At 64.0% G+C, this 26,906-nt stretch carries 31 protein-coding genes; 15 read left to right on the forward strand and 16 right to left on the reverse strand.

The annotated features are described in order from the left end of the window. The first annotated feature begins 4 nt into the window (after positions 1-4). Genes puhA through hemA form a run of 7 tightly spaced genes read left to right on the forward strand, consistent with a single transcriptional unit; the run spans position 5 to position 5,251 of the window. Positions 5-766: a photosynthetic reaction center subunit H gene (gene puhA / locus ASG67_RS15970; protein WP_056532160.1), complete on the forward strand. Its 762-nt coding sequence runs from the start codon at positions 5-7 to the stop codon at positions 764-766. Continuing rightward, a complete protein-coding gene (gene puhB / locus ASG67_RS15975; RefSeq protein WP_056532163.1) occupies positions 763-1,401 on the forward strand; it encodes a photosynthetic complex putative assembly protein PuhB in 639 nt (212 codons plus the stop codon). The genes puhA and puhB overlap by 4 nt, the downstream gene beginning before the upstream one ends. Beyond that, positions 1,398-1,877: a photosynthetic complex assembly protein PuhC gene (gene puhC, locus ASG67_RS15980; RefSeq protein WP_056532165.1), complete on the forward strand. Its 480-nt coding sequence runs from the start codon at positions 1,398-1,400 to the stop codon at positions 1,875-1,877. Before puhB ends, puhC begins: the two co-directional genes overlap by 4 nt. Next, entirely contained in the window at positions 1,874-2,170 is a 297-nt protein-coding gene (locus tag ASG67_RS15985) for a hypothetical protein (RefSeq protein WP_056532167.1), read from the forward strand. The genes puhC and ASG67_RS15985 overlap by 4 nt, the downstream gene beginning before the upstream one ends. Beyond that, positions 2,167-3,240 carry a magnesium-protoporphyrin IX monomethyl ester (oxidative) cyclase gene (gene acsF / locus ASG67_RS15990; protein WP_056532169.1) on the forward strand — a complete coding sequence of 358 codons (1,074 nt, stop codon included), beginning with the start codon at positions 2,167-2,169 and terminating at the stop codon, positions 3,238-3,240. The genes ASG67_RS15985 and acsF overlap by 4 nt, the downstream gene beginning before the upstream one ends. Further along, on the forward strand, positions 3,237-4,031 hold the full coding sequence (gene puhE / locus ASG67_RS15995; RefSeq protein WP_056532171.1) for a putative photosynthetic complex assembly protein PuhE: 795 nt from the start codon (positions 3,237-3,239) through the stop codon (positions 4,029-4,031). Before acsF ends, puhE begins: the two co-directional genes overlap by 4 nt. Then, positions 4,028-5,251 (forward strand): 5-aminolevulinate synthase, encoded by a 1,224-nt coding sequence (gene hemA, locus ASG67_RS16000; protein ID WP_056532173.1) that lies wholly within the window; start codon positions 4,028-4,030, stop codon positions 5,249-5,251. The genes puhE and hemA overlap by 4 nt, the downstream gene beginning before the upstream one ends. Positions 5,252-5,309: 58 nt before the next feature. Here the strand turns inward: hemA and ASG67_RS16005 are convergent, their stop codons facing one another. The 11 genes from ASG67_RS16005 to ASG67_RS16050 all read right to left on the reverse strand — a co-directional run bounded on the left by ASG67_RS16005 (position 5,310) and on the right by ASG67_RS16050 (position 16,209). Next, positions 5,310-6,560, reverse strand: a complete 1,251-nt coding sequence (locus ASG67_RS16005; RefSeq protein WP_056532175.1) for a DUF3422 domain-containing protein — start codon at positions 6,558-6,560, stop codon at positions 5,310-5,312. 43 nt (positions 6,561-6,603) lie between these two features. Next, positions 6,604-7,722, reverse strand: a complete 1,119-nt coding sequence (gene pufC, locus ASG67_RS16010) for a photosynthetic reaction center cytochrome PufC (protein WP_056532177.1) — start codon at positions 7,720-7,722, stop codon at positions 6,604-6,606. Continuing rightward, positions 7,719-8,693, reverse strand: a complete 975-nt coding sequence (pufM, locus tag ASG67_RS16015; RefSeq protein WP_056532179.1) for a photosynthetic reaction center subunit M — start codon at positions 8,691-8,693, stop codon at positions 7,719-7,721. The genes pufC and pufM overlap by 4 nt, the downstream gene beginning before the upstream one ends. A gap of 14 nt (positions 8,694-8,707) precedes the next feature. Continuing rightward, positions 8,708-9,532: a photosynthetic reaction center subunit L gene (pufL, locus tag ASG67_RS16020; RefSeq protein ID WP_056532182.1), complete on the reverse strand. Its 825-nt coding sequence runs from the start codon at positions 9,530-9,532 to the stop codon at positions 8,708-8,710. 122 nt (positions 9,533-9,654) lie between these two features. After that, positions 9,655-9,834 (reverse strand): light-harvesting antenna LH1, alpha subunit, encoded by a 180-nt coding sequence (pufA, locus tag ASG67_RS16025; RefSeq protein ID WP_056532184.1) that lies wholly within the window; start codon positions 9,832-9,834, stop codon positions 9,655-9,657. A gap of 48 nt (positions 9,835-9,882) precedes the next feature. Continuing rightward, positions 9,883-10,017: a light-harvesting antenna LH1, beta subunit gene (gene pufB, locus ASG67_RS18540; protein WP_321163548.1), complete on the reverse strand. Its 135-nt coding sequence runs from the start codon at positions 10,015-10,017 to the stop codon at positions 9,883-9,885. A 177-nt stretch (positions 10,018-10,194) separates the two neighbouring features. Then, the gene (gene bchZ / locus ASG67_RS16030; RefSeq protein WP_056532186.1) at positions 10,195-11,655 is read right to left on the reverse strand and encodes a chlorophyllide a reductase subunit Z; all 1,461 of its coding nucleotides are present in this window, start codon (positions 11,653-11,655) and stop codon (positions 10,195-10,197) included. After that, complete coding sequence (bchY, locus tag ASG67_RS16035; RefSeq protein WP_268796297.1) at positions 11,652-13,241, reverse strand: chlorophyllide a reductase subunit Y; 1,590 nt, start codon at positions 13,239-13,241, stop codon at positions 11,652-11,654. Before bchY ends, bchZ begins: the two co-directional genes overlap by 4 nt. Next, a complete protein-coding gene (locus ASG67_RS16040) occupies positions 13,231-14,214 on the reverse strand; it encodes a chlorophyllide a reductase iron protein subunit X (protein WP_056532188.1) in 984 nt (327 codons plus the stop codon). Before ASG67_RS16040 ends, bchY begins: the two co-directional genes overlap by 11 nt. Next, on the reverse strand, positions 14,211-15,149 hold the full coding sequence (gene bchC, locus ASG67_RS16045) for a chlorophyll synthesis pathway protein BchC (RefSeq protein WP_200940816.1): 939 nt from the start codon (positions 15,147-15,149) through the stop codon (positions 14,211-14,213). The genes ASG67_RS16040 and bchC overlap by 4 nt, the downstream gene beginning before the upstream one ends. A gap of 76 nt (positions 15,150-15,225) precedes the next feature. Next, positions 15,226-16,209: an acetylserotonin O-methyltransferase gene (locus ASG67_RS16050; protein WP_235535265.1), complete on the reverse strand. Its 984-nt coding sequence runs from the start codon at positions 16,207-16,209 to the stop codon at positions 15,226-15,228. A gap of 207 nt (positions 16,210-16,416) precedes the next feature. Between ASG67_RS16050 and crtD the strand changes: the two genes are divergently transcribed. Together crtD and ASG67_RS16060 are read left to right on the forward strand one after the other, a co-directional pair. Continuing rightward, entirely contained in the window at positions 16,417-17,970 is a 1,554-nt protein-coding gene (crtD, locus tag ASG67_RS16055; protein WP_056532194.1) for a 1-hydroxycarotenoid 3,4-desaturase CrtD, read from the forward strand. A gap of 122 nt (positions 17,971-18,092) precedes the next feature. Next, positions 18,093-18,803: a hydratase gene (locus ASG67_RS16060; RefSeq protein ID WP_056532196.1), complete on the forward strand. Its 711-nt coding sequence runs from the start codon at positions 18,093-18,095 to the stop codon at positions 18,801-18,803. Here ASG67_RS16060 and ASG67_RS19275 read toward each other — a convergent pair. From ASG67_RS19275 to ASG67_RS16075, 4 genes are read right to left on the reverse strand one after another with little or no spacing between them, the layout of a single operon-like run. Continuing rightward, entirely contained in the window at positions 18,750-18,926 is a 177-nt protein-coding gene (locus ASG67_RS19275; protein ID WP_200940817.1) for a hypothetical protein, read from the reverse strand. The genes ASG67_RS16060 and ASG67_RS19275 overlap by 54 nt on opposite strands. Then, positions 18,923-19,801, reverse strand: a complete 879-nt coding sequence (bchO, locus tag ASG67_RS16065) for an alpha/beta fold hydrolase BchO (protein ID WP_056532198.1) — start codon at positions 19,799-19,801, stop codon at positions 18,923-18,925. The genes ASG67_RS19275 and bchO overlap by 4 nt, the downstream gene beginning before the upstream one ends. After that, positions 19,798-21,474, reverse strand: coding sequence for a magnesium chelatase subunit D (locus ASG67_RS16070; RefSeq protein ID WP_268796298.1), 1,677 nt, complete (start codon positions 21,472-21,474; stop codon positions 19,798-19,800). The genes bchO and ASG67_RS16070 overlap by 4 nt, the downstream gene beginning before the upstream one ends. Next, on the reverse strand, positions 21,471-22,451 hold the full coding sequence (locus ASG67_RS16075; protein WP_056532200.1) for an ATP-binding protein: 981 nt from the start codon (positions 22,449-22,451) through the stop codon (positions 21,471-21,473). Before ASG67_RS16075 ends, ASG67_RS16070 begins: the two co-directional genes overlap by 4 nt. Before the next feature lie 14 nt (positions 22,452-22,465). Between ASG67_RS16075 and ASG67_RS16080 the strand changes: the two genes are divergently transcribed. Further along, positions 22,466-22,972, forward strand: coding sequence for a TspO/MBR family protein (locus ASG67_RS16080; protein WP_235535258.1), 507 nt, complete (start codon positions 22,466-22,468; stop codon positions 22,970-22,972). A gap of 50 nt (positions 22,973-23,022) precedes the next feature. After that, the gene (locus ASG67_RS16085) at positions 23,023-23,808 is read left to right on the forward strand and encodes a DUF2189 domain-containing protein (protein WP_056532204.1); all 786 of its coding nucleotides are present in this window, start codon (positions 23,023-23,025) and stop codon (positions 23,806-23,808) included. Between the two features lie 242 nt (positions 23,809-24,050). On the opposite strand, the gene ASG67_RS16090 is transcribed toward ASG67_RS16085, so the two are convergent. Then, positions 24,051-24,335, reverse strand: coding sequence for a hypothetical protein (locus ASG67_RS16090; protein WP_156460864.1), 285 nt, complete (start codon positions 24,333-24,335; stop codon positions 24,051-24,053). Positions 24,336-24,761: 426 nt separating this feature from the next. On the opposite strand from ASG67_RS16090, the gene ASG67_RS19625 reads away from it, so the two are divergent. The 4 genes from ASG67_RS19625 to ASG67_RS19030 all read left to right on the forward strand — a co-directional run bounded on the left by ASG67_RS19625 (position 24,762) and on the right by ASG67_RS19030 (position 26,806). Beyond that, positions 24,762-24,896 (forward strand): DUF465 domain-containing protein, encoded by a 135-nt coding sequence (locus tag ASG67_RS19625; RefSeq protein WP_268796300.1) that lies wholly within the window; start codon positions 24,762-24,764, stop codon positions 24,894-24,896. Between the two features lie 110 nt (positions 24,897-25,006). Further along, positions 25,007-25,456: a hypothetical protein gene (locus ASG67_RS19025; protein ID WP_156460865.1), complete on the forward strand. Its 450-nt coding sequence runs from the start codon at positions 25,007-25,009 to the stop codon at positions 25,454-25,456. A 98-nt stretch (positions 25,457-25,554) separates the two neighbouring features. Continuing rightward, positions 25,555-26,196: a TorF family putative porin gene (locus ASG67_RS16100; protein ID WP_235535259.1), complete on the forward strand. Its 642-nt coding sequence runs from the start codon at positions 25,555-25,557 to the stop codon at positions 26,194-26,196. A 391-nt stretch (positions 26,197-26,587) separates the two neighbouring features. Beyond that, a complete protein-coding gene (locus ASG67_RS19030; protein WP_156460866.1) occupies positions 26,588-26,806 on the forward strand; it encodes a hypothetical protein in 219 nt (72 codons plus the stop codon). The last annotated feature ends 100 nt before the right edge of the window (positions 26,807-26,906 follow it).

A 26,906-nucleotide genomic window follows, 5' to 3' on the forward strand; every position in this document is an offset into this window, starting at 1 on the left:
CGCCATGCATCCCACGCTCACCCCCGGCCTTGATGTCGCGATGCTGGTCTTCTGGGCCTTCGTCCTCTTCTTCATCGTGCTCGTGTTCTACCTCCGTCGCGAAGACCGGCGAGAGGGCTATCCGCTGGAGGACGAGGTATCCGGCCGGATCGAGAGCTTCGGCGGCGCCATGCATACCGCGTCAACCAAATCGTTCCTCCTCCCGTTCGGCCACGGTATCGTCACCGCCCCGACCAAGGGACGCGAGCCGGTCGATATCGCCGCGCGCCGTACCGATCGCTTCGCCGGCGCGCCCTATGCGCCGACTGGCGATCCGCTGGTCGATGGCATCGGCCCGGCCGCCTGGGTCGAGCGCGCCAAGCGTCCTGATCTGGATATGGAGGGACATCCCCGCATCGTTCCGATCAGCATGGCGGCCGACTTCTGGATCGCGTCCGAGGATTCCGATCTGCACGGCTGGCCGGTGGTCGGGGCGGACGGCGTCGTGGCGGGGACGGTCAGTGACCTGTGGATCGACCGGGCCGACCGGCTGGTCCGTTACATCCAGATCGGCACCGACGGCGTGCTGGCGCCCATGATGATGGCGCAGATCGATCGTCGTCGGCGCCGGGTCGTGATCGATGCGCTGAACGGTGCGCAGTTTGCCGGCGTTCCCCGGCTCGTCGCACCCGATCAGATCACTCTGTACGAGGAAGAGCGCGTCGCCGCCTATTTCGGTGGTGGCTATCTTTACGCGGACGCCGCCCGGCAGGAGCCATTCCTGTGACCGAATACGAGATCGAACCGATTCCCGGCCTGCCCGGTGAGCTGCCCGACGGCGAGCGCATCCTATGGCAGGGATCACCCGACTGGCGCGTGCTGGCCCGCACCGCGTTCCACACCCGGCTGATCGCGGGATATTTTGCGGCGCTGACGGCGGTGGCGCTTGTCATGGCATTGTCGAGCGGCGGTTATGTCGGTGTCGTGATGACCGCGACGCTCGGCATCGTCGGCGTCGCGCTTCTCCATCTGCTGGCCTGGGGATCGGCACGCACGACCATGTACACGCTGACCAATCGCCGCGTCGTGATGCGTATCGGCATCGCGGTGCCCAAATGCATCAACCTGCCTTTGGGGATGATAGCCTCGGTCGATCTTGCTCTTCGCATCGGCAACACCGGCGACGTCTCGCTGGCACCGCTGGGATCGCCGACACTCGGCTATCTCGCGCTATGGCCCCATGCGCGACCGTGGAAGGTTGCCGCGCCGCAGCCGATGTTACGGTCGGTCGCCGGTGCCGAGGCGGTTGCGACGCTGGTCGCTCGCACCTGTCTTGCCGCCCGTCCCGATGGCCGGATCGCGGCGGTCGTCGAACTGCACGATGCATCGATGCCGGTCTTCGCCAAGGCGCAGGCGGCATGAGCGCCCCCGCATCCCGCGCTGATATGCTGCCACGCGGCACATTGGTGATTGCCGGCGGGCTGGTGGCGTTCGCGCTGGCGGCAACCAGTATCGTGCGGATCGCGCATGTACCCGCCGCTGCATCACCCGTCGCAATGCGGGCAGAGAACCACATCGCACCGGTTGCCTCGCGAACGCTTCGCTTCCTCGACCGGGCCGACGGAGCCGTGGTGATTGAGGATGTGAACACCCGCCGGACGGCCGCGGTAATCCATGCGGGCGAGAAGACTGGCTTCATCCGCGGCGTCATGCGCGGACTTGCCCGTGAACGGCGCGCACACGGCATCGGCGATGCACCGCCGTTCACGCTGACATCGTGGCACGATGGCGAGCTGTCGCTCACCGACACCGCCACCGGCCGTTCGATCGAGCTGACCGCGTTCGGATCGAGCAACCGCGCCGCCTTTGCCGCCCTGCTGGGGGCACCAACCGCATGATCGCGTTACATCGCACGTCGTTCGACACGCCCTGCCGGGTCGAGATCGAACACAGCGACGAATTCCTGTGCGCGCACGTCGTCCTCGACGGCGATTACGCCATCGGTCCGGGCGACCGAGTACGCGTACACGGCGCACCGATCAGCATCGGCTTCGGTGAGCGCCGCATCGTCGATCGCATCGCCACGGTCGAACGGGCAAGCACCATCGAGCGACTGTGGACCAAATTCGCCGGCCATTTCGAGATGACCGAACTATACGAAGTCAGCTTCAGCGATCGGACCACGGTATGAACGCGATCACCCCCGTCAAACGCGCCGACGCGGACACAGAAACACTGGCCATCGCGCGCGAGGACACCGTCCTGTCGCCGCGTTTCTACACCACCGATTTTGCCGCAATGGACCGCATCGATGTCTCGCCCGTCCGCGTCGAATGGGACGCGCTGATCGCCGAGATGGCGAGCGATCCCAATAGGCTGCATTTCAAACGCACCCAGGCGTTCGACGGCGTGATCGAGAGCCTGCCCGATGGGCTTCGTCAGGAATTCATCGACTTCCTCGTCAGCTCGCTGACCGCCGAATTTTCCGGCTGCATCCTGTATGCGGAAATCGCCAAGCGGGTGACCAATCCCGATATCCGCCAGCTGTTCAAACTGATGAGCCGCGACGAAAGCCGTCATGCCGGCTTCATCAACGATACGCTCAAAGATGCCGGCATCGGTATCGATCTGGGGTTTCTGACCCACACCAAGAAATACACGTATTTCCGGCCGAAATTCATCTTCTATGCGACCTATCTGTCCGAAAAGATCGGTTATGCGCGCTACATCACGATCTACCGCCATCTTGCGGCGCATCCTGAGCTACGCTTCCACCCGATCTTCGACTGGTTCGAACTGTGGTGCAACGACGAATTCCGCCACGGCGACGCGTTCGCCATCCTGATGCGCAACGACCCTGCGCTGCTTCGTGGCATCAACAAGTGGTGGATCCGGTTCTTCCTCGTTGCCGTCTACGCGACGATGTATGTCCGCGATCATAATCGCCCCGCCTTTCATAAGGCGCTGGGCATCGATCCGACCGAATATGATGCCCGCGTCTTCACGGTATGCTCGGCGATCACGCGCCAGGTGTTTCCGATGGTGCTAGATACCGATAGTCCCCGCTTCGCACGCGGACTGGAACGGATGCGCCGCATCGCCGGCGGCATCGATGCCGCGAAGAAGCGCGGTGGCGTGGTCGGCGGGATCAAGCGCATCGCCTTGACGGCTGCTGCCGCCATCGCTTTCGTGCGGCTCTACACCACCCCGGTGAAGCAAAACGAGGCGCCCGCCAATGTCCGGCTGGTCCCGGCCTGGTGAGCATTCCGCCGCTTCTTTTCGCGCTACTGATGTGGTTCATCGGCACTGCCGCGATCGTCTGGCTCGACAGTCGTCCGCGGCATACCTTTCGGACCAGCCTGTCGCTCGCCGGGCTGGTCGCGATTGCCGCGAGCGTGCTGGTTTGGCTGAAAGCGGCGGATGACAGCGAGGGTGCGGCCTATGCCGGCTTTGCTGCCGCGATCGTCATCTGGGGCTGGCACGAGATGAGCTTTTTGATGGGCGAAATCGCCGGCCCGAACCGCGCCGAATGCCCGGCGGGCGCAGTCGGCTGGGCACGGTTCAAAGCCGCGACCGCCACCGTCATCTACCATGAATTGGCGATCGCGGCGACCGCGTGCCTGTTGTTCGCCATCACCTGGGACCAGCCCAATCAGGCCGCACCGCTGACGTTCCTGTTGCTGTTCGTGTTGCGACTGTCGGCCAAGTTCAACCTGTACCTGGGCGTCCCAAATCTCAGCGACGAAGTGTTTCCGGCGCATCTGGCGTATCTGAAAAGCTATTTTCGCAAACGCCGGTGCAATCCGCTGTTCCCGGTGTCAATCCTGATCGGCAGCGGCATCGCCCTCTGGGCATGGATGACGGCCGAATCATCGCCGTTGGATAGCGGTGCGGCGGCGACCGCAACACTGATCGCCGGTCTTGCGATACTCGGCGTCGTCGAACATCTGTTTCTGGTATTGCCGCTACGTGATGCTAAGATGTTTCGCTGGGCAATCAATAATAAGGCCAAAAGGGCCGTACCAATCGAATGCGTGGGGAGAGGACAATGAACTACGACGCGGTGTTCGCGGAACAGCTCGACGACTTGCGTGAAGCGGGCAATTATCGCGTCTTTGCCGAACTCGAACGCCAGGCCGGCCAGTTTCCACGGGCAAAGCGATGGACCGAAGATGGTCAGGTAGCGGACGTCACCGTGTGGTGTTCCAACGACTATCTGGGGATGGGTCAGCATCCCAAGGTGCTGGATGCGATGCACGAAACGCTCGACCGCTGCGGCGCCGGAGCGGGTGGCACGCGCAACATCTCCGGCACCAATCACCAGCATGTCCTGCTGGAGGCTGAACTTGCCGATCTGCATGGCAAGGAAGCCGCGCTGATTTTCACCTCCGGCTATGTATCCAACTGGGCGGCGCTGTCGACGCTCGCATCGCGGCTGCCGGATTGCGTGGTGCTGTCCGATGCGCTCAATCACGCTTCGATGATCGAGGGCATCCGTCACAGTCGCGCGACCTGCAGGCAGTGGAAGCACAATGACGTCGCCGATCTCGATCGGTTATTGTCCGAGGTCGAACCGGGTCGCGCCAAGCTGGTCGCGTTCGAAAGCGTGTATTCGATGGATGGCGACATCGCGCCGATCGCCGAGATCCTCGACGTCTGCGAGCGGCATGGCGCGTTGACTTACATCGATGAGGTGCACGCCGTCGGCCTCTATGGTCCACGCGGCGGCGGCGTCGCCGAACGTGAAGGGCTGATGCACCGGATCGATGTGATCGAAGGAACGCTGGGCAAAGCGTTCGGGGTCATGGGCGGCTACATCACCGCATCGAAGAATCTGTGCGATTTCGTCCGCAGCTTCGCCAGCGGCTTCATCTTCTCGACCGCGCTGCCACCTGCGGTCGCGGCGGGCGCCGCAGCATCGATCCGGCACTTGAAGGAAAGCCAGATCGAACGCGTCCGCCATCAGAACCGGGTGAAGATTGTCCGCGACCGGCTCGATGCGATGGGCATCCCGCACCTCGACAATCCGAGCCACATCATCCCGGTGATGGTCGGCGACCCGCATCATGCCAAGATGATCTCCGATTGGCTGATGGCGAACCACGGCATCTATGTGCAGCCGATCAATTACCCGACCGTGCCCAAGGGCACCGAGCGCCTGCGCATCACCCCGTCGCCCGTCCACACCGACGACGATATCGACCGGCTGGTCGAGGCGCTGAGCGAAATCTGGTCGCAGTGCGCGTTGGCCCGTCGGCAGATGGCGGCGTAGGAATGGTGGCTCCCCTGCTTTCTGAGCAGGGGAGGTAGCCAATGGCGATCAAACGCGACTAATCGGTCAGCCGTCGCCGCAATCTGGTCAGGGCCAGCGCCACGCAGCCAAGGACGGTGGGCGCCGCCAGCGCCATAGCCAGTTCGTGCGGCAAGCCAGGGATGCCGCCCAGCACGTAACCCACCAGTGCGACCAAATAATAACTGATCGCCACGACCGACAATCCCTCGACGGTCTGCTGAAGCCGCAACTGCATGTGCGTCCGCCGATCCACAGACGTCAGCAAATCTCGGTTCTGTTTGGCCAATGCGATGTCGATACGGGTTCGCAACAGTGCGCTCGTCCACGCCGTCCGCTGTGACAGGTCCTCCAAGCGATTGGAGAAACTGTCACATGTGCGTACCGCCGGCATCAACCGTCGCTCGGTGAAGTCGGCTAGCGTCTGGTAGCCACGCACCGCGCCGATCTTGAGCGAAGCAAGGCGATCCATACTCAGTCGTGCATAGGCGCTGGTCGCACTCATCCGATACCGCGTCTCGGCGACCAGACGCGCCAGTTCGGCGGACAGATAGGTGAGCTCGTCCAGCAACTTGTCGTCCTGCGACGTCCGCTGCGATACCGCCCCGGTCAGTTCGGCCAGCCGCGCCTCCAGATCGGTCACCATTGGCGTCAGTTGTTGAGCCAGCGGCAGACCGAGCAATGCCATGTTGCGATAATTGCCCAGTTCCTGAAGACGCAGCACCAGTTGTGCTGATTCATCCCCGGCCAGATCGCGGTCGAGGATCAGCAACCGGCCATAGCCGTCATCATGCAATCGGAAATCCGAGACGATTTGTGCCGCGCCATCAGCGACGTCGCAGTTGACGATCGACCCGGTCGAAAACCACGCATCGCGCGTCGCGGGTGCGGGATCAGGCATATCGCGCGACGGCAGCGCGATCTGCGTAGCGCGTATGATATCGCCTGGCATGTCCGCCAGCATCGTCGCCAGATACGGTTCGAAATGGCCGGGATCGAAAGGCATGTCGAAATCGCCGCTACGCAACAGCGTGTAAGTGGCGAATTCGGTATGCCGTTCCCAGACCAGCGTGATCGCGCCGCTGACGATTACGGCATATTTGTCGGCGATGGGCTCGACCGTTCGAGCGACCGCCGCCAGCTTTTCGATATGGGCACGCGCGTCGTGACCATCTTTCTCGCCCAGGACGGCGACGATCTGCATCAGCCGGCATGGTGCCGCGAAACGAGGCAGTCTGCGAAGGTGCATCTCCTCCGACAGGGAGATGCGCAAGGCATGGTTGCCAATCATGCGGATCGATCCGCACCGCGCGCAGCGGCGGCGCGGACCTGGCTCACGGCCGTGTCGGAATCGGCGCTGGCTCGTTCTTGCTCGTCATCGCTCCCGGCTGGTTGAACGCGCGTGGCACGGCTGCCCCGGCGGCCGCGCCAGCAGGCTCCACCGATGGCCCCCTCAGTGCAGGCGCCTGCGCGATCATGCTGATGCCACCCAATGGCTTCGACACGCCCTGGTGACAGGTGGTGCAGTTCACCTTGTACACATCGCCGTGCGGGCCCTTGCGATTAGCCGGGAACACCGATGCGAGCGACGTCAGATATTCATCGTTGATGTTCCGGACCATGCGGATACCGTAATAGGCCGTGCCGCGTTGTGCGCGGCTGAGGTTCCATGCGCGGAACGATTGGGTGTTATGGCAATAGGTGCAATTGACGCCCAATGCCGAGCTGACGTGCATCATCAGGCCATAGCTTTTCTCGGCATCCTTCACGGATACGACATGCTTGGACGACGGGAACGCGTCGCTCGACGCGACGCGGATGTTGCCCTTACCCTCGAAATAGGCGGCGAACGGATCGGACGGTAGCGACGCATAGCCGACGTTGGCGTCCGGCGTATTCTGGCCACGCTTGTTGCCCAGGATCGAACGTGGATTAAGCGTACCCGGGGCCAACGCCCACTTATATTCGGGCACCGGGTTGCCGCGGTGGCAAGTATAGCATGTCACGCCCGTGTCCTTGACGTGGCTGGCCCAGCGCGAATTGATCGTGCGCGTCATCTGAAGCATCCGCCGCGCGACGACCTTGGTGTATTTTTCGTCGGACGCCATGTTTTCGGGGTTGTGGCAGTAAGCGCATCCCTGCTCCGCTGGCGCGACCCACTGGCTCATTTCGGCCATCAGATGGTCGAACCGCTCCTTGCTGACCGCATTCAGTACCCGGATGTTCTCATAGCTTTCGCCGGCTGTCGGTCCGCCATCGGGTGGCAAGGGATAGGGTTCGGCCGGTATGGCAGCCGCCTTGGCCAGGCTGCTGCGATCAACGATCTGGGCGAGGCCGGCGCCGCGATACCCGGTCTGCGTCACGTTCTTGGCACCAGGCTCGCACCCGGCCAGCAGCAATAATCCGGCGGTGCCACCACCGATGACGGCGATGCTGTTCCAATGTCTCCTCATTGTGGCGCTCCCGGCAAGGTGGCGGGATCGATGACGCCGGTGCTCGGATAATCCGGCGCATAACCGTGCAGCACTGCCCACAGATACCAGTTATCGACGACCGTTCCCGTCAACAGGATGCCGATCGCCCCCGTCAGCGGGCACAGCACCGCGAACCACCACGCCCAGCGATGGATGGATTCCATCGTCGCGTTGAACCCCATCGTCCAACGCCAGAACAGCGCGGCGCGTTCGGCGGCCGTGCCGCGATCGGTGATCTGCTCGATCTCACGCTCGCCGCCATAACGGCCGACTGCGAGGATCGTCGCACCGTGCATCGCGAACAACAGCGTCGATCCATACAGGAACACGATCGAGAGGCAGTGGAACGGGTTATAGAACAGGTTGCCGTATCGGATCGAAAACGCTGCCGTCCAGTCAAGATGCGGGAAGATACCGAACGGTACCGCCTCTGCCCAACTGCCCATCAGCATCGGCCGGATGAAACCCAGCGTCAGGATCAGCGAAATACCCGCCGCAAACGCCCATGGCACGTGATTGCCAAGTCCCAGCGCCTTTGCCCGGCGGAACGTGCGCAGCAACCACAGTATCAGCGCGCTCGTCATGAAGAAACCGGCCATCTGCCACCAGCCGCCCTGCGCCAATGGCACCGCCAGCGTGAAGCCCCATTCGGGTCCCGGCGGCTCTAGCGCCAGCCATGGCAATTGCCGGACGAACTGCACCGGGTCCCAATTGACGCTGGCCCACATGTTCAGCCCGATGATCTCGAAGCTGAGGAAGGCGCAGGTTAGCGAGGCAATGCCGAGCGTACCCAGATAGATCGGGCCGATCTGCGCCGCGCCCAGCTTGCCGGCCCAGTAGTTATAGATGCTGAGGTTGCCGCGCGCGAAGGCGCCGGCGGGCAGCGGCGGCCCGGCTTCCAATGGTCCGCGCAGCTGCACCTGGGTGAACATGTTCTGATAGCGTATCATCGTCGGTCTCCCCCTCAAGACCAGATCGGCAGGTTGAGCCACCACGTCCACCATTCGGGCCAGCCGCGTGTCCACAGCGGCCCCGAGATGATGATGCAGATCGCGCTCCAGAAACCCGCCGACAGCGCAAGGAACAGGCCAAGCCGGTGGATACCCAGCGTGCCGACCGAATAACCGATCGTGTCGCGGAAGAATGCATCCTCATATTCAGGCGACTTGACCGGCTCACCCTTGGGCGGGTTGACCGACGAGAGCACCAGCGCACCGTGGAAGGCGAGCGCCCCCCCGGTCACGAAGAAGAAGCTGACCGCCAGCATGTGCGCCGGGTTGTAATGGAAATGGAGATATTGGTAGCCGGTGTTCGACACCCAATCGAGATGACTGAATATCCCGTAAGGAAAACCGAAACCCCAGGCGCCCAGCATCCAAGGCCGGATGACGACCAGGCTGACATAGGCGAAGATCGCGAAGCCATAGGCGAAGGGTATGTGGTATCCCATGCCCAGCTTCCGGCAGATCTCGACCTCGCGCAGTGCCCACGACGTGAACGCCGCGATCGCGCAGACCGTGATGATCTGCCAGAACCCACCCTCGCGCAGCGGCGCCAGACCAAGACCGTAACTGAGGTCAGGCGGCGCGATGCTGATGAGCCACGGGTTCCAGGTCGGCCCCAGTGCCGCGGCATAGAAGATTAGGGCAGTGCCCAGCGATGCGGTGATCGCGGTGATGACGCCGAAAAAACCGACATAGAAAGGCCCGACCCAGAAATCGAACAGGTCGCCGCCGATCAGCGTGCCGCCCCTCACTCGGTATTTTCGCTCAAAGCTCAGCAGCGCCATGCCCACGTCTCCCCGCCGCCATCGCACGGCGGTCGTCGTTCAGATAATACCCTGATCCCGAATGGAGGTGGCGAACGCAGGCGTCGGCCCCGTCCATTCGGGATCGTGATCGCGATCCGTGTTCAGGTCGCGGGGGCCGCGGGGATCGCCGTCGTGACCGGCGGGGTACGCGGGCCATCCAGCCAGTTGAACTTGTCGGTGCTCAGCAGGATGAAATGTATCAGCAATGCCAGCACGAACAGGAAGATGAACAGCGCGACCAACGCACGGCGTGGGTCGAAGATCAGCCATATTCTCCACATGGTGTGATTCCTTTCTCGTCTTGTATCCGAAATCCCGGATCGACCCGGTCAGAGCCAGGGCCGCCAGTTCCACACCAGGAAGTGCGCGACGATCGCGACCACTGTGAAGATCAGGAAGCTGGTGATGAACAGCTTGTGAAATTCCTTGGCCTCTTCAGGGCTCAGATACGTGCCCGGCCCCATCCTTTCGTCCGTATGTCGTAAATCGCTCATTTCACGTCTCCGTTTGCTCCGACGAGGACAGGAGCGTGAAACGCGCTCCCCGGCGGCATCCGCGCAGGCGGGACGCCCACGGGGATCTGGTGGTCCGCCCTGCTCCGCCCGGTCGGGCGGCGGTGGGGCGGGAAAGGCTGGTCGCGGTCATGCGCCGCGGCTTTCGGTGATCGCGAGCGTCAGGCGCTCGATCGTGACAGAGTGTTCGCCCGCGCGGCGCGCGGCGCGCTCGGCCGCATCGCGAATGCGCTTGGCCATCGAAATGCGCACCAGTACCGGTGCCCGGTCGACGACCGCGTCGAGCTCGCTCTTGGCGGCATCGTCCCAGCTCACCGCGCGCTCCAGCCGCGCCGGCGTCGCCTCCGCCTTGTCGAGTTGCCCCGCGAGCGGAAGGATGTGGAAGAGCGCATCGAACAGCGCGTTGCAGACCTCCTGGACGAGGTACGTCGCGCCGGCATAGCCCATGAACGGCGTCCCCGTGTGCCGGCGTATCACCGCCCCGGGGAAGCTGGCGGGGATATAGCAACCGCGCATTCCCCCGGCACTTCCGGCCGCCTCCGCCATGTACATGCGCTCGTTGAAACTGCCGAACAGGACCAGCGGCGGGTTGTCGCGGATCATGTCCCGCACCGTCTGGTTGTCAGACTTCGTGCCTGCGCAACGCGACACCGCGAAGTGACAGGGCAGCCCCATATCTTCTTCGAGGAAATGACGGATGCCGCGCGCATACGTGTCGGTCGCGACGATCCCGAAACTGGCGGTGCCGAAGAAGTCCTGCGTGACCGACCGCCACAGATCCCATAGCGGCTTGATCGTCGTATGCTTCTCGCGCTCGATGAACGGCTCGGGGTCCAGCCCCGTCAACTCGCCCAGCTTGCGCAGGAACAGCGTCGTCGATTCCAGCCCGATCGGTGCCTGCAGATACGGCCGTTCCAATACCTCGCAGAGTCCGCGCCCGAATTCGCGGTACATGCAGATATTGACCTGCGCCTCGGCCAGTCTGCGCACATCGGCGAGGTGGCTGCCGAGCGGAAACACCATCCCGACCTCGGCACCGATCCCCTCGATCAACCGGCGTATCTCGGCCAGGTCTGAGGGCATGTTGAAGGTGCCGTACATCGGCCCGATGATGTTGACGCGCGGCTTCCCGCCATCCTTCGGCGCGCGCGCCGCCGGTACTTTCTTCGGCCCGAACTGCGTCCACAACCATGTCAGCGCCCGGTCGCCCGCCTGCCATTGATCCTCGTCGATCGTGCGCGGCAGGAACCGCTGGATATTGGTGCCCTCCGGCGTCACGCCGCCACCGATCATCTCGGCGATCGATCCGGTGACGACCACGGCCGGCAGATCGGGATCGAGCGTTTTCCATGCGCGCCTCATCGCGCCCTCGGTCCCGTCGCGGCCCAGTTCCTGCTCACCGAGCCCCGTGACGACTATCGGCAACTCATGCGGCGGCAACGCGTCGGTATAATGCAGCACCGATGTGACGGGCAGGTTCTCGCACCCCACCGGGCCATCGATGATGACCTGCAATCCCTTGATCGCGGTGAATGCGTACACCGCGCCCCAATATCCGCCCGCGCGATCGTGATCGATGATCAGGGTCATACGCCCACGCTTTCTTCCGCCTTGGCGGCGGCGATGCGCTTGGCGGCGAACTTGGCCTTAAACTCGGGCCGGTCGACCGGCGTCGTTTCCCATTGCCCGGCGGTCGGGCCCACGCCCACCCCCTCGAAGAACGCGGTCATCCGCTCGAACCGGTGCCGGTTGGCGAGAGCGGCACCCACGACCATCGCCAGGCTACCCGCCCCAGCCGGCCCCATCAGTGGCCGCGCCGAGATAAGATTGGTGAAATATAACGCCGGGATCGAACGCTGCTTGGCATATTGAACGACGGGCGTTGTACCGATCGCCAAATCAGGGCCGAATTCCTCGACCGCGGCAATGTCCTGTTCCAGGCTGGCGCGATACTGGACGCGGGCACCATGCGCCTCCAGCCAGGCACGATCCGGATCGGACCATACCGTGCGTGGGCAAGCCGTGCCGACATAGGGAACATCGGCGCCGCTCTCGATCAGCAACCGCGCGACGAGCAGCTCGGACCCTTCATAACCGGACACCGTGACACGTCCCGAGATGGGGCGGGCGGCCAGCGCACCGCGAATGGCGGGGATGAAACGGTTCTTGGCCGCATCGACCTTGTCCTGCGCGATCCCGCATGCCGCGCCGATCGCGTCGAGCCAGGCCGCCGTACCGTCCGCGCCGACCGGGGCCGATCCCACTACCGACCGGCCTGCCGCCTCGAACTCGCGGATGCTGGCGGTGTAGAACGGATGGATCGCACCCACGACAGCACCGTCCAGCGCCTGATACAGTTCCCGCCATTCGCGCGTTGGCACGACCGGCCCGGCGGCAAGGCCCAACGGTTCCAGCATCAGGCCGATACCCGGCGGATCGGCAGGAAACATCTCACCCAGCAGCGTTACGGTCGGGCGATCGACGCGATTGGCGGGCGCCGCGACCGGACCGACTTCTGCCTCCCGCCGTGCATAGGCGAGCATCGCTCCGGCCAGCACGTCCTTCGCCTCGGCATGGGTCGGCACGCCGAAACCTGGCACATCGATACCGATCACGCGTACGCCGTTGATCTGGTCGGGCAGCAGTTGCAGCGGCACGCCCGACGCGGTCGGCACGCACAAATTGGTGACGATGATGGTGTCGTATAGCGCCGGATCGGCCAGCCCCTCGACCGCCTCCTTGATATCCTCGAACAGCTTGCCGGTGACGAGCGTCTCGGACGAGAACGGCACATAGCCGACGCTGCGTTTCGCGCCATAGAAGTGCGAGGTGAAGGTCAGGCCATAAACGCAGCATGCCGATCCCGACAGCACCGTCGCCGTGCGCCGCATGCGCAGGCCGACGCGCAGGCTGCCAAACGCGGGGCACATCGACTGCGGCTGGTCGTGCGGGCCCTTGGGGTAGTCCGCTGCATACCGATCGAGCACATCAGACTTGCCAGCGGTGATCGCGGCGGCGCGCAGCGTGTCCTTCGATCCACAACCGCCTTCCTCGACCCCCTTCGACGCCGGCGGGACGTTCGTGATCAGAACATCGCGCTGCCGTGCTGCCGCACCGCCAGCCAGTGACTGATCCCCGTCTTGCCGGGGAGGATCGAGAACGACCTCAGACGGCATCGTACACGACTTCCAGCGTCGGCTTGGTCACATAGGCCGCACCGCGCATGTCGGCCTGCGTCGCCGGCCTCAATGTATAGTCGGCGCCCGTCACATCCGCGCTGAACAGTCCCAGCAACCCATCCTGATCGAGCGGCGTCGGCCGCAGCGGCGGCGCCTCGGCGACGTTCACTGCCAGTTCCTCGAATAGCGATGCCCATTGCCCACCGGGTTTGCCGATAATCTGGTAATTCGCCGATTTCTTGCGGATGTCCTCGTTCGCCGGGATCGCGGTCAGCACCGGGATACCGACAGCGGCGGCGAACGCGTTTGCCTCGCCCGTGCCGTCGTCCTTGTTCAGGATCATGCCGGCAACGCCGACATTGCCGCCCATCTTGCGGAAATATTCGACCGCCTTGCAGACGTTGTTCGCGACATAGAGCGATTGCAGGTCGTTCGACGCGACGACGATCACCTTCTGGCACATGTCCCGCGCGATTGGCAGGCCGAAGCCGCCGCACACCACATCGCCCAGGAAATCGAGCAGCACGTAATCGAAGCCCCATTCGTGGAACCCCAGCTTCTCCAACGTCTCGAACCCGTGGATGATGCCGCGCCCGCCGCATCCGCGCCCGACCTCTGGCCCGCCTAATTCCATCGCGAATACGCCATCGCGCTGGAAGCAGACGTCCTCGATCCCGATCTCTTCGCCAGCCAGCTTCTTTTTCGAACTGGTTTCGATGATCGTCGGTGTCGATTTTCCGCCGAACAGCAGGCTGGTGGTATCGCTTTTCGGATCACAGCCGATCAGCAGCACGCGCTTGCCCTGTTGCGCCATCATGTAGCTGAGATTCGCAAGGGCGAACGACTTGCCGCTGCCGCCTTTGCCATAGATCGCGATGATCTGTGTTTCCTTCGTGACCGGCCCCGTCGGCACCGGATCCGGCTCGTGCGACGCTTCCTCGCGGAGCGCGCCGAGGTCGAACATGCTCATATCGCTCTCCAATCGAGGACCATCTTCAGACACACCGGGTCGGTGAAGGCTTGTGGATAGGCATCGCCCGCCACCGCTGCAGGACGGACATGACTGATAAGCCCATCCAGATGGAGCAGCCCGGTATCGATGAGCGCCAGGACCGCAGCGATATCGGCCGGCGAGAATTCGGCCGCGATCCGTAACCGCGCCTCGCGCATGAACGCCGGCGGAAACGCAAACGACAGGCGATCGTAAAATCCGGCCAGGACGACCTCGCCGCCCTTTGCCAATCGGTCGAAAGCGAGATCAAGAACATCGGACGCCCCGCTGGCATCGCAGATCACACTGTAATCCCGACGCGGATCATCAGCCGGATCAATTACCTGATAACCAACCCCGTCACGGCGATCCGGATTGGTTTCCCAGACGGTCGGGATACTACCATCACAAGCAACGGCGATCCGCGCGATCAACCGGCCGAGTATGCCATGGCCGACGATCAGATCAGGTACGCCGCCGATCGTGATCGCGTGATGCGCCGTCGCCGCCAGTGCCAGCAGGATGCCGTCGCGACCCAGCGATTCGCGGATCGGAATGGCGCGGGCGGCGGGCAGGATGACATGGCGGGCCGAACCACCGAACAATCCGCGAGCGCCTTGATAGCAATTGGCGCCGGGCACGAACACCCACTCTCCGATCCGCGACCTGGCATCGATCCCGGCATCGATCCCGGCATCGATGATCCGGCCTACCGATTCGTATCCTGGCACCAGCGGGTATCCCATACCCGGGAAGCTCGGCATCCTGCCTGTCCACAGCATCTTCTCGGTGCCAGAAGAAATGCCGCTCCAGTCGACTTCGACGAGGACATGGTCGGCGGCCATCGGCATCAGCGCCAGCTTTCGCAGCGCCAATTTCTCCGGTGCCTCCAGTATGACCGCTACCGCGTCCACACGCCCATCTCCCCAACCACAAGCCATATGACGCTGTGTTATCCGTAATCTTATCTGGACGTTTTATATTGTCAAATTATTTGGACAGTGTCGTTTTCGCGGTGATGACACGGGCCGTGATCGGCATCGTAGTTGGTCGATGTTGAATGTGGGAAAAGCCCGCTTCAGACAGCATGGCGCTGATCTCATCGGCACGGCGCGGACGGCCGGAGCCCATCGCCAGCAGATAGAATCCGAAATAGGCATCGCCGGCCGGCTCCGCGCCGCGCGTGTCCGCCATCGGCTCAGCGATAAACAGCGTACCGCCCGGCGCTAACGCCCGATTGATCTGGCGCAACAGCGTCATCGCGGAGGCATCGTCGTGATCGTGCAGTACGCGGATCAACGAAATGATGTCGTATCCGGTCGGCAGGGGATCGCGCAGGAAATCACCACCATATATCCGCGTCCGAGCAGACAGACCCGCCGAGTCGAATCGATCGCGCGCGCGATCGCCAACGGCGGGCAGATCGAACAGGGCGAGTTTCAGCGCCGGTACACGCGCTCCCACCGCCTGCAGGAATGCCCCCTCGCCACCACCGACATCCAGCAACCGCTGGTGCCGATGGAAGGGGTAGGCGTCGATGGCCTGCGTCGCCACCATCGGCTGCGACGCCGCCATCAGGGCCGAATACGCCGCGACCGAGCCGGCATCACCCCGCCCCGAATCCTCCGCATAGTGCCACAGACCGGACAAAGCTCCGCCGCCGCCACCCCGCCGTAGCAACGCGACCGGATCGGCAAGATCGGCATAGAGCAGGCGATGATGCGCCACCATCTCGGCAATTCCGCGATTGCCGCGCAACGCCGCGCCCTCGCTGCCCAGCACCCATTGGTCGCCCAGCCGCTCGACCAGCCCCAGTGCCGCCGCCCCCCGCAACAGGCGGTCCGCGCCCGGCAGCGGCAGGTCGATCCGCGCGGCAATAGTCGCCGTGTCCAGCGCTCCTTCCGCTAGCACTCCCAGCAACCCGGTCTCGATGCACGCGGACAGGATTTGTGAATAGGTGAAGCCAGCCACCATATCGAACAACGTTCGCGCCCGTCGCCGGGCGATCGGCCGGGTCAGGGGAAAGCGCGTCGCGAACCGTTGAAATCCAGGCGACGACAGGCAGCGGTTCCGCCAGGTGATCCATCGGCCGCGCCATCCGAAATTTCTGTCTGTAGACGAAACCATATGTCCAGTTGTCTGGACACATGCTAGCGTCAGGTCAACGGAGGATGCGAACGCATGCCGGACGAACGCGTGGTCGTGATCGGTGGGGGAGTCGGCGGATTGGTCAGCGCCGCCTTGCTTGCCGCGCGCGGTTGCGAAGTGACGCTGGTAGAGGCGGCGGCGGGGCCGGGTGGCAAGCTACGCGCCGTGATGGTCGATGGCCGGCCGATCGACGGCGGTCCAACCGTCTTTACTCTGCGTGACGTATTCGAGGATATTTTCGCCGATTGCGACGCATCGCTCGCCGACCAGTTGACGATGCGGCCAGCCATCAAGCTCGCTCGCCATGCTTGGGGCGATGCCCAGCTCGATCTTTTTGCTGATCCTGACTGCAACGAGGCCGCGATCGGCGACTTCGCCGGCGCGGCCGACGCGCGGGGCTATCGCGCCTTCCGGGCCGAGGCGAAACGTCTGTTCGACGCCCTCGATGGTCCGTTCCTGCACAACACGAAGACCGATCCGATCACGCTTGGCTGGCGGATGGGCGCGCGAGGCTTCGGCGATTATTGCACACTCAGGCCCTACACATCGCTGTGGAGCGCGCTCGGCGGCTATTTCGGCGACGCCCGATTGCGACAATTATTCGGCCGCTACGCCACCTATTGCGGCTCGTCTCCTTTCCGTTGTCCCGCCACGCTGATGCTGATCGCGCATGTCGAGGCGAGCGGCGTGTGGCTGATCGATGGCGGCATGCACCGGCTGGCACAGGCACTCGAGGCGCTAGGCCGACGCCACGGCGTACGCTTTCGCTACGGCACGCCGGTCCGCGATATCCTCGTTGAACATGGTCGCGCCGCTGGCGTCACTCTGGCAACCGGCGAACGGATCGGCGCGAGTGCCGTGGTCTGCAACGCCGATCCTGCCGCGATCGGCGCCGGCGTCTTCGGGCACGCGTCCCGGCGGGCCGCCGCTTCTGTCAAACCGCAACGCCGCTCACTCAGCGCCATGGTCTGGACCGCGCAGGCGAAGGCATCAGGCTTTTCGCTCGCACGCCACAATGTCTTCTTTTCTCCCGATTACGCCGCCGAGTTCGCCGCGCTTGCCGCCGGACAACTCGCGGACGCACCCAGCGTGTACGTCTGCGCGCAGGATCGCGACGACACCGGCAACACGCCATCCGGCGACGAGCGGGTGCAGATCATCGTCAACGCACCACCCACCGGCGACGGCGCCGGCTTTACCCCAGCGGAGATCGACACATGCAGACGGCGAATGCTGGACGGCGTTTCGCGGGCGGGACTTTCGCTCGATCTGGCGCCGTCATCGGTGTTGACGACACCGGTCGATTTCGCGGCGATGTTTCCGTCGACGGGTGGAGCCCTTTATGGACCGGCCTCGCACGGGTGGGCGGCCTCCTTCCGCCGGCAGGGCAGCCGGACACGGATCCCTGGGCTCTATTGCGCGGGCGGGAGCACCCACCCCGGCGCGGGCGTCCCGATGGCGGCGCTTTCCGGCCGACTAGCCGCCGCCTGCCTGCTCAGGGACCGCGCTTCGACGTCGCGGTCCGTCCGAACGGTTATGCCTGGTGGTATATCGACGCGACCAGCGCAGACGGTGCCTACGGGCTGACCATCATCGCCTTCATCGGCAGCGTCTTTTCCCCCTATTACAAGCTCAGCGGCCGTCGCCGACCCGACAATCACTGTGCGATCAACGTCTCGCTCAGTGGCCCGCGCGCCAACGCCTGGGCGATGACCGAGCGTCCCGCCTCCCGCGTCGATCGCGGCGCTGATCATTTCACCGTCGGCCCCAGCGGCCTGTCGTGGGACGGCGACACGCTGGTGATCGAGATCGACGAGATTTCCGCGCCGCTGCCGTACCGGGTGCGCGGCACGGTGCGCGTGTCACCGGAGATGATCGGCACCACCGCCTTCGCGCTCGATCCCGCCGGTAAGCATCGCTGGCATCCGGTCGCGCCGCGCGCCCGCGTCTCGGTCGAGATGACGCATCCCAGCGTGCGCTGGTCCGGCGACGGATATTTCGATTCGAATTTTGGTGACGAGCCGCTGGAGGACGGGTTCGACGACTGGCACTGGTCGCGCGCGCATCTGAAAAACGATGTCGCCGTGCTGTACGAGGGTCGCCGGCATGACGGTACGCCATTCGATCTCGCGCTGAAATTCGATCGACAAGGGCGCTGGCACGATGTCGTACAGCCCGCCGCCGCCAGCTTGCCCCGCACCGGCTGGCTGGTGAAGCGCGCCACCCGCGCCGACGCCGGCCACGCCCCCCGTGTCATCAAGACATGGATCGATGCACCCTTCTACGCCCGCACTGCGCTCGCGACCCGGCTGTTCGGCGAAGACGTCGCGGCAGTGCATGAAAGCCTGTCGCTTGGGCGCTTTCGCTCACCGATCATCCAGTCGATGCTCCCCTACCGGATGCCGCGCGCGTTCTGGTAAGGGCGGGGGCTCCTGGTCCTTGGCGATCGCGCGATTGACCGACACCAGTTGCCAGATGCCGAACACGATCGCCGGCACGCCGACGATCGCCATGTCGAGCAGTCCGAAATACCAGTTGCTCATCTGCGATCCTCCACGAACCGCCGGATGATTGCCGCGACCTCGCCCGGCCGCTCTTCATGCGCCAGATGACCCAATCCGGCGAGCGGCATCACTCGTCCGTCCCCGACCATCGCCGCCGCGGTTTGCGCAGTGGCGATCGGGATCGCGGTGTCGCCCTCGCCGTGCACCAGCAGCAACGGCGTCGACAATCGTGACAGGTCACGGCGCAGCGCCTCCAGATTCCAGTCGGCCATCATCGTGATCGCTCCCGCGCAATGCCCCGACGTCGCGAACAATCGTTGGTAGTACCGCACCCCTTCTGCATCGATGCGCGACCCGGTACTGCGTGCCAGGAAACGACCGGTTTCCCCCGATCGCCGCGCCATCTGCGCAAAAAGATGCGGGGCGAGCGGATTGACGAACAGCGCACGCGCGAGCGCCGGGAAGAGCTGCGCGGCGAGGCCGGGAAACGGCAGCAACGCGGCATCCAGGCCGACCAGCGCCGCAGGCTTCGCCAGTCCATCGATCGCCATGCGAATCATGATCGCCGCGCCGGCGGAATGGCCGACGACCACGTCCGGCACTTGTGCCATCACGCGCAGCAGATCGGCGAGCGACCGCGCGATCGCCGGCATCGACAGGCCGCCGATCGGTCGCCCTGTCGTAAAGCCATGTCCCGGCAGATCGGGCGCGATGATCGTAAAATCCGCCGCCAGCAACGGCGCCAGCGCCCGCCAGCTATGCGTCGCCGCCCCCGTACCATGAAGCAACAGCAATACCGGGCCATCGCCCCATGTCTGAACATGCCAGCGCAGGTGTCCGGCATCGACGAAGCGGCTGTGCGCCCGGTTCGGCCAGTCGCGCCCCTCCACGTCCCAGCGCGGCGCGGCGCTCATCCGGCTTGCGCCGCGCGGACCGCCGCATGCATCGTTGCCGCGTCGGCACGCGGCAGCGGCAGATAACGCGCTCGCATCGCCGCGGCGAGCGCCGCGCCCTCCGATCGTGGTCGCGCCGAGATATCGACGAACGCCGCCGCGATGCCCGCCGCCCCGATCGCGCGCGCCGCCGCTTCCGCATCGGCCTCCGCCAAGGCACGCACCGCGGTGCCATCGGCGGCGATGTTGGCGCGGCCATCGGTCAGCAGGACGATGAACGGCGTCCGCCCACGCGCCCGCGCATGCTCCGCCAATTCGCGCGCCGCGTTCATCCCCGCCGCGAGCGGTGTCCCGCCACCGCCCGGCAGTTCGGCGAGCGAACGCCGCGCCCGGACCAGCGACCGCGTCGGCGGCAGCAACAACTCCGCTGACACACCACGAAACGCGACCAGCGCCACCTCGGCCCGCTTCACATATGCTTCGGCGAGCAACAGCTCCACCGCGCCCTTGGCCTCCGCCAGCCGAGCCAGCGCGGACGAGCCGGACGCATCGACCGCAAAGATCGTCAGCGCCTGTGCCCGCGTCTCGAACCGCCGAATGCGCAAGTCATCGCGGCGGATTTTTACACCCGTACCGTCGCGCAATCGCTGCCAAGGTGCCGCCGCGCGCAGTGTATCGATCAGGCTCAACCGACGCCCGCCGCCGGGCATGCCGGCCCGCGCACCCATCGGCCGCCCCCGTGCGCCGGACGCCCGCCGCTCGCCGGCCCCGCTGGCCCGTGTCGTTTTGCGCCCGCGCCCGGCGGCGATGCGTGCGAGAATATCCTTCGGCAACGCGGCCAGCGCCGCCGCCAGGACGATGTCGTCGAGCGCACCCGGTTCGCCCCGCTCCTGTTCGCCAGCATCGGAGTCCGGCGGCGGTGGCGCATCCGGCGGGGACTCGTCAGCCGGGGCTGGCATCCGCATGGCCCGCGGACCCAGCACCAGCCGCGCGGCCAGCGCCACGTCCTCCGCCACCATCCCGTCGCGGCCCGCCCATTGGGCCAAAGCCCGCGCCACCTTCAGCGCAAACAGCGAAGCCCGCGCCGAATCGATACCCAACGCGGCCGCGGTGGCGACCAGCGCTTCGGCAGCGTCCGCCTCCGTTGTAGGCGAAGGATCGGCAGCCGAAATGTCCGGCGACGGTCCGTTATCATCCCGCGGCCTACCAGCGTCCGCCAAATCCACTTGAAACGCCAACCGTTCGATCAACGCCGCCGGCGGCCGTTCGTCAGGCTCGATGCCATCGTCGAGCGCCACCACCACGAACCGAGAGGGCCCCGTATCGATCGCCCCCGCCAGCCGCCCCGCCATCGCATCTGACAGTCGTTCGGCCATTGGCAACACCACGATCCCGCCATCCGCCTCAGCTAGCAGACCGCTCTGTGCCACCGCTCTGCCTAGCGCCAGCGTCGCGGTCAGGTCGATCCCGCCCAGCAATCGTTCGTCATCGATATGCGACGGCACTCGCCGCAGCGGCTCACCGGGCATTCCATCACGCAACGCCGCGATCACCGCATCGCGTAACGCACCGCCGCCGCGCAGGACCATGCCTCCCAGCCCCGGATCGATCGCGCACAATCGCGCGGCCATCAAGGCATCCTGAAGCGCGTCGGGCACCAGTCGATCGGACGACGCCTCGCCCGCCCCACTCACGCCGCCGCGTCCTCCAATGCCAGATCGTCCAGCGCCCGTTCGATTCGGGCGGTCGAACCGGTTTCGTCCAGCACGTTGCGGCGCAGTCGGTGGCGCAGCGCCATCGGCGCCACCGTCGCGATATGATCGGCCGTCACCACCGTCGCGCCATCCAACGCTGCCAGCGCCCGCGCCGATCGCATCAGCGTCAGCTCGCCGCGCAGTCCGTCCGCCCCCACCGCCATGCACAGCCGTGCCGCGAAGGTTAGCGCTGCATCCGGCACCGTCACCGCCGCCAATGCCGCCCGCCCCCGCGCGATCTGCTTCAACGTCTTGCGCTGCGCGCGCCGCCACGTTTCGGCGAAGACATCGGGCGCACGTTCGAATGCGTCGCAGCGTTTCAGTATCTCGACCCGCTGTTTCAGATCCTGCGGTGTGCGCACTTCGACCGACAGTCCGAACCGGTCGAGCAATTGCGGTCGCAACTCCCCTTCCTCCGGATTGCCGCTGCCCACCAGCACGAACCGCGCCGGATGCCGTACGCTGAGCCCCTCGCGCTCGACGACGTTCTCGCCCGACGCCGCGACGTCGAGCAGCAGGTCGACGATATGATCCTCCAGCAGGTTGACCTCGTCGATATACAGGAAGCCACCATGCGCGCGCGCCAGCAGCCCCGGCTCGAACGCTTTCACCCCGGCCCCCAGCGCCCGTTCCAGATCGAGCGCACCGACCACCCGGTCCTCGGTCGCGCCTAGCGGCAGATCGACGAACGGTACCGCGACATTACCCTTGCGCACCGTGCCGTCCTGATACCCCGCGTCCGCCGCCGGGACCGGCGGCAACAACGCCGCCAACGCGCGCACCGCGGTCGACTTGCCGGTGCCGCGATCGCCGAACACCATCACGCCACCCACCGACGCGTCCACCGCCGCGATCAGCAACGCCCGCTTCATCTCGTCCTGACCGACGATCGCACAAAAGGGGAAGGACATCCGCATGGACAAGGTGTACCATGCGTTGGACACTTCACAAGATGGACACCGTCTTGCCTTCTACGCCAGTCATCGTCGCCGCCGCCGTTGCCCTGTTCCTTGGGGGGTTCGGCGGTTTGATGACCCCGATCGGGCGCTGGTATGGTGATCTGCGCAAACCCACGCTCCAGCCACCCAACTGGCTGTTCGGCCCGGCCTGGACCATCATCCTCGGGCTGGCCGCGTGGTCGGCGGTGATCGCCTGGAACGCCGCGCCCGACCAAGCGGCGCGGACCAATGTGGTGATCCTGTTCGCGACCAATGCGGTGCTGCACGCCCTCTGGAGCCCCCTCTTTTTTCGTGCGCGCCGACCAGACTGGGCGTTGATCGAGGTGGTGTTCCTGTGGGCATCGCTCGTCGCGCTGGTCGTCGGGCTCTGGCCGATCTCACCCTTCGCCAGCCTGCTCATCGTTCCCTATCTGCTCTGGGTCAGCTTCGCCGCGTGGCTCAACAGCGCCATCGTTCGCCTCAACCGTCCATTCGACTGACCCCATGACGCGGGGGGTAGCCCGCGCCGACAGGATATGGAGATTCCGCCATGCCGACCTTTCAGGACACCGTAGCGCTCCCGACCATCCCCGATATCCGGCGGATCGACACCAGCGACCTGAATTGGGCTTTGGCGGAAGGGTGGAAAGATTTTCAGGAAAAACGTGGCGACCTGTTATTCATCGGACTGCTCTATCCGATGATCTGTCTGATCGCGGTGGTGATGACCTTCAACGATCCCTTGTTGCCGCTGTTCTTTCCGCTGGTGGCGGGACTGTCGATCGCCGGTCCGGCAGTCGCCTCCGGCTTCTATGAACTCGCCCGCCGCCGCGAAGAGGGTCGCGACTCGAGCTGGTGGCACTTTCTCGATCCCCTGAACGGGCGCAGCCGCACGCCGTTGGCGATGCTGACCGCCGGACTCGCCGTGCTGTTCGTCGGCTGGCTGATCGTGGCCTACGCGATCTACGGCGCGACGTTCGGCGTCGATGCGCCGCTCGACATTGCCGCGTTCTTGGCTCGCGTCTTCACGACGGAAGCCGGCTGGATGATGATCGTCGTCGGCAACCTCGTCGGGGCGGCTTTCGCGATCGCGACGCTGGTCTTCACCTGGGTGTCGTTCCCGATGGTCGTCGACAAGCCGGTCGATGCCGGCGTTGCCGTCCGCACCTCGATCGCCGCCGTCAGCAAGAACCCGCGCGAGGCATTCGGCTGGGGCTTGCGCGTTGCCGGCCTGCTGCTGCTCGGCCTGATCCCGGCCGCAATCGGGCTGGCGGTGGTGTTGCCATGGCTCGGCTATTCGACCTGGCACCTCTACACGCGCGTCGTCGTCCGGTGAACAGCCGACGACGGCAGTGCGTGATAATTCGCGAAGGTGCTGCGACGCCACGTTTCCTAACCAAAGCGCTTGGCTAAAGAAAAACGCGATGATCCGAGCCTTGCTATACCCACCTTGGAGTGATCGCAGCGGCTAATCTTGAGTGCACCGATGACCGTACGACCCACCCCTTATCGAGCTTCACTAATGGTGTGCGTGATGCTCGAAATGGGTGCGACGATCTTTTAACCTTCAGCCTTCGCCTACCTTGAAGAAGACAATATGCAATATGCCAGCACGGGAATGCCGACGAAAACGATTAAAAGGAAAAGGTTGAGCTCCATGATTCGACCAAGCCAACCTTGCGATTCACCATTCTCCTCTTGAATGCTGGCACCGATGGGCTCCTCAATGATTTCCACATCGAATCTATTCGAGAAAAAATGTTGTGGCCTCATTTGCAGTAACGGCATCGACCCAGTCTTGTTATCCTGTCGATCGATGTCGTTTGGACGCAATTCTTCGAATTTTGAAGTTTCGTTTTCCACGCAATAGTTTCCAGTTACTCGAGATCATGGGCATGCAGAACGCATCCCAAAGGTCAGATCGAATAAAGCCCGAACTCAAACGGCAATGGCCGCGAGCTCGGGCTAACCGCGTGCGGCGAGTTGGCCGGCGTGGTCGCGAAAACGCTTGTATGTCGCAGGAGCGTACATGGAAGTAACATCGTGGACGCGCGGTAGAATGTCAACGCGCACAAATTTTCTGCAGCTGTGTTGACCTGGTGCGGCGAAACATTAGCTTGAATAGGCGGGCCGGGCCCCTCTGGCGGTCGTCTTCAGGACGAACGTGATGTCGGACCGCATCGGGTTAGCTCGATGTTTAGGCCTGGCCTGTTTGCCTGCTTTCATCGCGATTGATCCGATCTTTCAATCTTTGGTTGGAGAGCGGCTTTGCATGTAATTTCTCAAAAATTGATCCGGCGGCACGCGCGGCTGGACGAACAGATCCGCATCGAGATGACACGACGCAGGCCCGACACCTTGCTACTTTTCCGGCTGAAACGGTTGCGCCTCCACGTGAAGGATCGGTTGCACGCGCGCATCTGACCGGTGCGATGCAGTGAACAGACGCGCTGCGCCCTCATCACAAAAACATCGTCCGCAACGATCACCTTTACCGATCAGAATGGATCGGAAGGGTAAAATGGAGAGCGAATATGGCTTATGTTCTAACCGCCGGTCTCATGCTTGCGGCCACCGGTGCTGCCCTTGGCATGACCGTGGATCACCAAAAAGAAGTGGATCACCATACCGGTCCGGTCGCCGTCAAATATCGTGGCGATGTCGTCATCACCCACAAACAGATAGGGGCAGCGGTGCCCGGTGGGCGAGCGTCGTCGTTACGTTGCGAGTGGGCGGCAAGCATGTCGATCGAGCGCCATGCGATCGCTGCTTCGGGCACCAGATTGGTGCGCAGCATGGATAGCGAACCCGTCGTGTCGGGCACGCGACCCGGCTGGTGCATAGGCAATCATCGTAGCATCGCGAAAGAGGTCGCCGCAAAGGCTGCCGACATGCAACAGCATTTGACGACGCTGGCCCGAGAAGACGAGCGGGTGCTGCATGTCGAGCTTGACCGGATCCACGGCCCGCAGCGGGCTGGATGATCCGGCGATGCCAATGGGCGGGCGTGTTCGGTGCCGCAAGTTGCGGTCTGATCACGCCCGCATTTGCACAGGATGCCCGGCCGGTAACATTGGAAGTAATGAGCGAGGAGGAGCGGCGCGGCTTGAGTTGGAGTGAGGGGCGCGCTGCAATGGCAGGCGGTCTTCGCGTCTCGCTGGGACAGTTTGATGCGTCGGCGCGAACGGTGACGCTTCGGAAGAGCGTGCGACATGACGGCGCCGATGCAGTCGTCGACATCTTGGTGGGAACCGGCTGGAACCTCGGTGCCGTGCAGTTACGAACCAATGCCGCAGGGCATGTTTTTGCAGGAGCGCTGCGGCCGATGGACTATGTCGAGGCGGATGTATCGGCGAGCTATGCCTATGGGCCGCTCTACGTCACCATCGGTGCGATCGGCGCGCCGTCGCAGCGTTCGATCGGCGGCAGCAACGTTCATTTCTATGCGAACGCCAATGCCGGCATCCCCGGTACGCCCTTCACAATGCTTGCGGAAATCGGCCACTCGTCCGGTAAAGTCCGCGACGCCGTTCGGGCGGCGCGGCTTCGTCCGGGCGGCGATTACAGTAACTGGCGGCTTGGCCTCCAGCATCGTCACGCCCGTTTGACGATCGGCGTCGATTACATCGGAACCGATGTTTCCCGCTCTGACATCGCCAACAGATTCGCCGATCAGCCCAACTCAGGCGACAGGATCATAGGGCGGGTGCAGATTTTGTTCTGATCTCTTTTCTTTTTGGCCTCCGGCGCTGAACGGCGTTACGTCCTGCCCAGCGAGGCTTTTATAGCTTGTCGAAAGCTTGTGATAACACGGCTTTGCAACAGCATTAACACGTCGCTTGCACGACAAGTGCCCGAGAGAAATGATGGTGCCGCTTACAGGACTCGAACCTGTGACCCCCGCATTACGAAGGCTACTCAAGTAAAATCGATAGACGTTATATTTCAGTGGCTTAAGCGGGTATAACGAGCAACCCTCCGCACCGTCCCAGCCACTTCCCAATTTTAGCAGGTACCGCATCTCTGCGGCTTCCTAGCCAAAGCACTTTGCAGTGGGAAAATGCGATAAACCGACCTGTGCTATACCTGCGTCCGCGTTACCGCAGGGGTCGATGATGGCCGCGTACGTGACGGTCAAAGCAATCCCTCAAAGGGCATCCTTTATGGCGTTCGTGGTGTTCAAAATGGGCGCCTTCTGCATCGATCTGCCCGTTTACCCTCACGCCACCGCCGCATTCAATGCACCGCATCCGCCGACGGCGCGGCATTTGAACTGCAAGGTCGATGGCGATCGTCTGCCAACGATCGTTAGCCCAAAGCTCGCATACAGTTGATCTGGCCATCCTCGATTATCGATACAGCTCGCGGCCGAATCGAGAGAGCCCGCACATTCCTCTACATCGGCGGTATCAAGGTAGCCATCGCCGCAAAAAT

The organism is Sphingomonas sp. Leaf339, from assembly GCF_001426195.1.
Classification (GTDB): domain Bacteria; phylum Pseudomonadota; class Alphaproteobacteria; order Sphingomonadales; family Sphingomonadaceae; genus Sphingomonas.

What these genes read in the sequence shown, in the direction of transcription:
- puhA (WP_056532160.1), top strand. Translation starts at nt 5, where the DNA reads ATGCATCCCACGCTCACCCCCGGCCTTGATGTCGCGATGCTGGTCTTC.
- puhC (WP_056532165.1), top strand. Translation starts at nt 1,398, where the DNA reads ATGAGCGCCCCCGCATCCCGCGCTGATATGCTGCCACGCGGCACATTG.
- ASG67_RS15985 (WP_056532167.1), top strand. Translation starts at nt 1,874, where the DNA reads ATGATCGCGTTACATCGCACGTCGTTCGACACGCCCTGCCGGGTCGAG.
- acsF (WP_056532169.1), top strand. Translation starts at nt 2,167, where the DNA reads ATGAACGCGATCACCCCCGTCAAACGCGCCGACGCGGACACAGAAACA.
- hemA (WP_056532173.1), top strand. Translation starts at nt 4,028, where the DNA reads ATGAACTACGACGCGGTGTTCGCGGAACAGCTCGACGACTTGCGTGAA.
- ASG67_RS16005 (WP_056532175.1), bottom strand. Translation starts at nt 6,560, where the DNA reads ATGATTGGCAACCATGCCTTGCGCATCTCCCTGTCGGAGGAGATGCAC.
- pufC (WP_056532177.1), bottom strand. Translation starts at nt 7,722, where the DNA reads ATGAGGAGACATTGGAACAGCATCGCCGTCATCGGTGGTGGCACCGCC.
- pufM (WP_056532179.1), bottom strand. Translation starts at nt 8,693, where the DNA reads ATGATACGCTATCAGAACATGTTCACCCAGGTGCAGCTGCGCGGACCA.
- pufL (WP_056532182.1), bottom strand. Translation starts at nt 9,532, where the DNA reads ATGGCGCTGCTGAGCTTTGAGCGAAAATACCGAGTGAGGGGCGGCACG.
- pufA (WP_056532184.1), bottom strand. Translation starts at nt 9,834, where the DNA reads ATGTGGAGAATATGGCTGATCTTCGACCCACGCCGTGCGTTGGTCGCG.
- pufB (WP_321163548.1), bottom strand. Translation starts at nt 10,017, where the DNA reads ATGGGGCCGGGCACGTATCTGAGCCCTGAAGAGGCCAAGGAATTTCAC.
- bchZ (WP_056532186.1), bottom strand. Translation starts at nt 11,655, where the DNA reads ATGACCCTGATCATCGATCACGATCGCGCGGGCGGATATTGGGGCGCG.
- bchY (WP_268796297.1), bottom strand. Translation starts at nt 13,241, where the DNA reads ATGCCGTCTGAGGTCGTTCTCGATCCTCCCCGGCAAGACGGGGATCAG.
- ASG67_RS16040 (WP_056532188.1), bottom strand. Translation starts at nt 14,214, where the DNA reads ATGAGCATGTTCGACCTCGGCGCGCTCCGCGAGGAAGCGTCGCACGAG.
- ASG67_RS16050 (WP_235535265.1), bottom strand. Translation starts at nt 16,209, where the DNA reads ATGGTGGCTGGCTTCACCTATTCACAAATCCTGTCCGCGTGCATCGAG.
- crtD (WP_056532194.1), top strand. Translation starts at nt 16,417, where the DNA reads ATGCCGGACGAACGCGTGGTCGTGATCGGTGGGGGAGTCGGCGGATTG.
- ASG67_RS16060 (WP_056532196.1), top strand. Translation starts at nt 18,093, where the DNA reads ATGACCGAGCGTCCCGCCTCCCGCGTCGATCGCGGCGCTGATCATTTC.
- ASG67_RS19275 (WP_200940817.1), bottom strand. Translation starts at nt 18,926, where the DNA reads ATGAGCAACTGGTATTTCGGACTGCTCGACATGGCGATCGTCGGCGTG.
- bchO (WP_056532198.1), bottom strand. Translation starts at nt 19,801, where the DNA reads ATGAGCGCCGCGCCGCGCTGGGACGTGGAGGGGCGCGACTGGCCGAAC.
- ASG67_RS16075 (WP_056532200.1), bottom strand. Translation starts at nt 22,451, where the DNA reads ATGCGGATGTCCTTCCCCTTTTGTGCGATCGTCGGTCAGGACGAGATG.
- ASG67_RS16080 (WP_235535258.1), top strand. Translation starts at nt 22,466, where the DNA reads ATGCGTTGGACACTTCACAAGATGGACACCGTCTTGCCTTCTACGCCA.
- ASG67_RS16085 (WP_056532204.1), top strand. Translation starts at nt 23,023, where the DNA reads ATGCCGACCTTTCAGGACACCGTAGCGCTCCCGACCATCCCCGATATC.
- ASG67_RS19025 (WP_156460865.1), top strand. Translation starts at nt 25,007, where the DNA reads ATGGCTTATGTTCTAACCGCCGGTCTCATGCTTGCGGCCACCGGTGCT.
- ASG67_RS16100 (WP_235535259.1), top strand. Translation starts at nt 25,555, where the DNA reads ATGAGCGAGGAGGAGCGGCGCGGCTTGAGTTGGAGTGAGGGGCGCGCT.
- ASG67_RS19030 (WP_156460866.1), top strand. Translation starts at nt 26,588, where the DNA reads ATGGCCGCGTACGTGACGGTCAAAGCAATCCCTCAAAGGGCATCCTTT.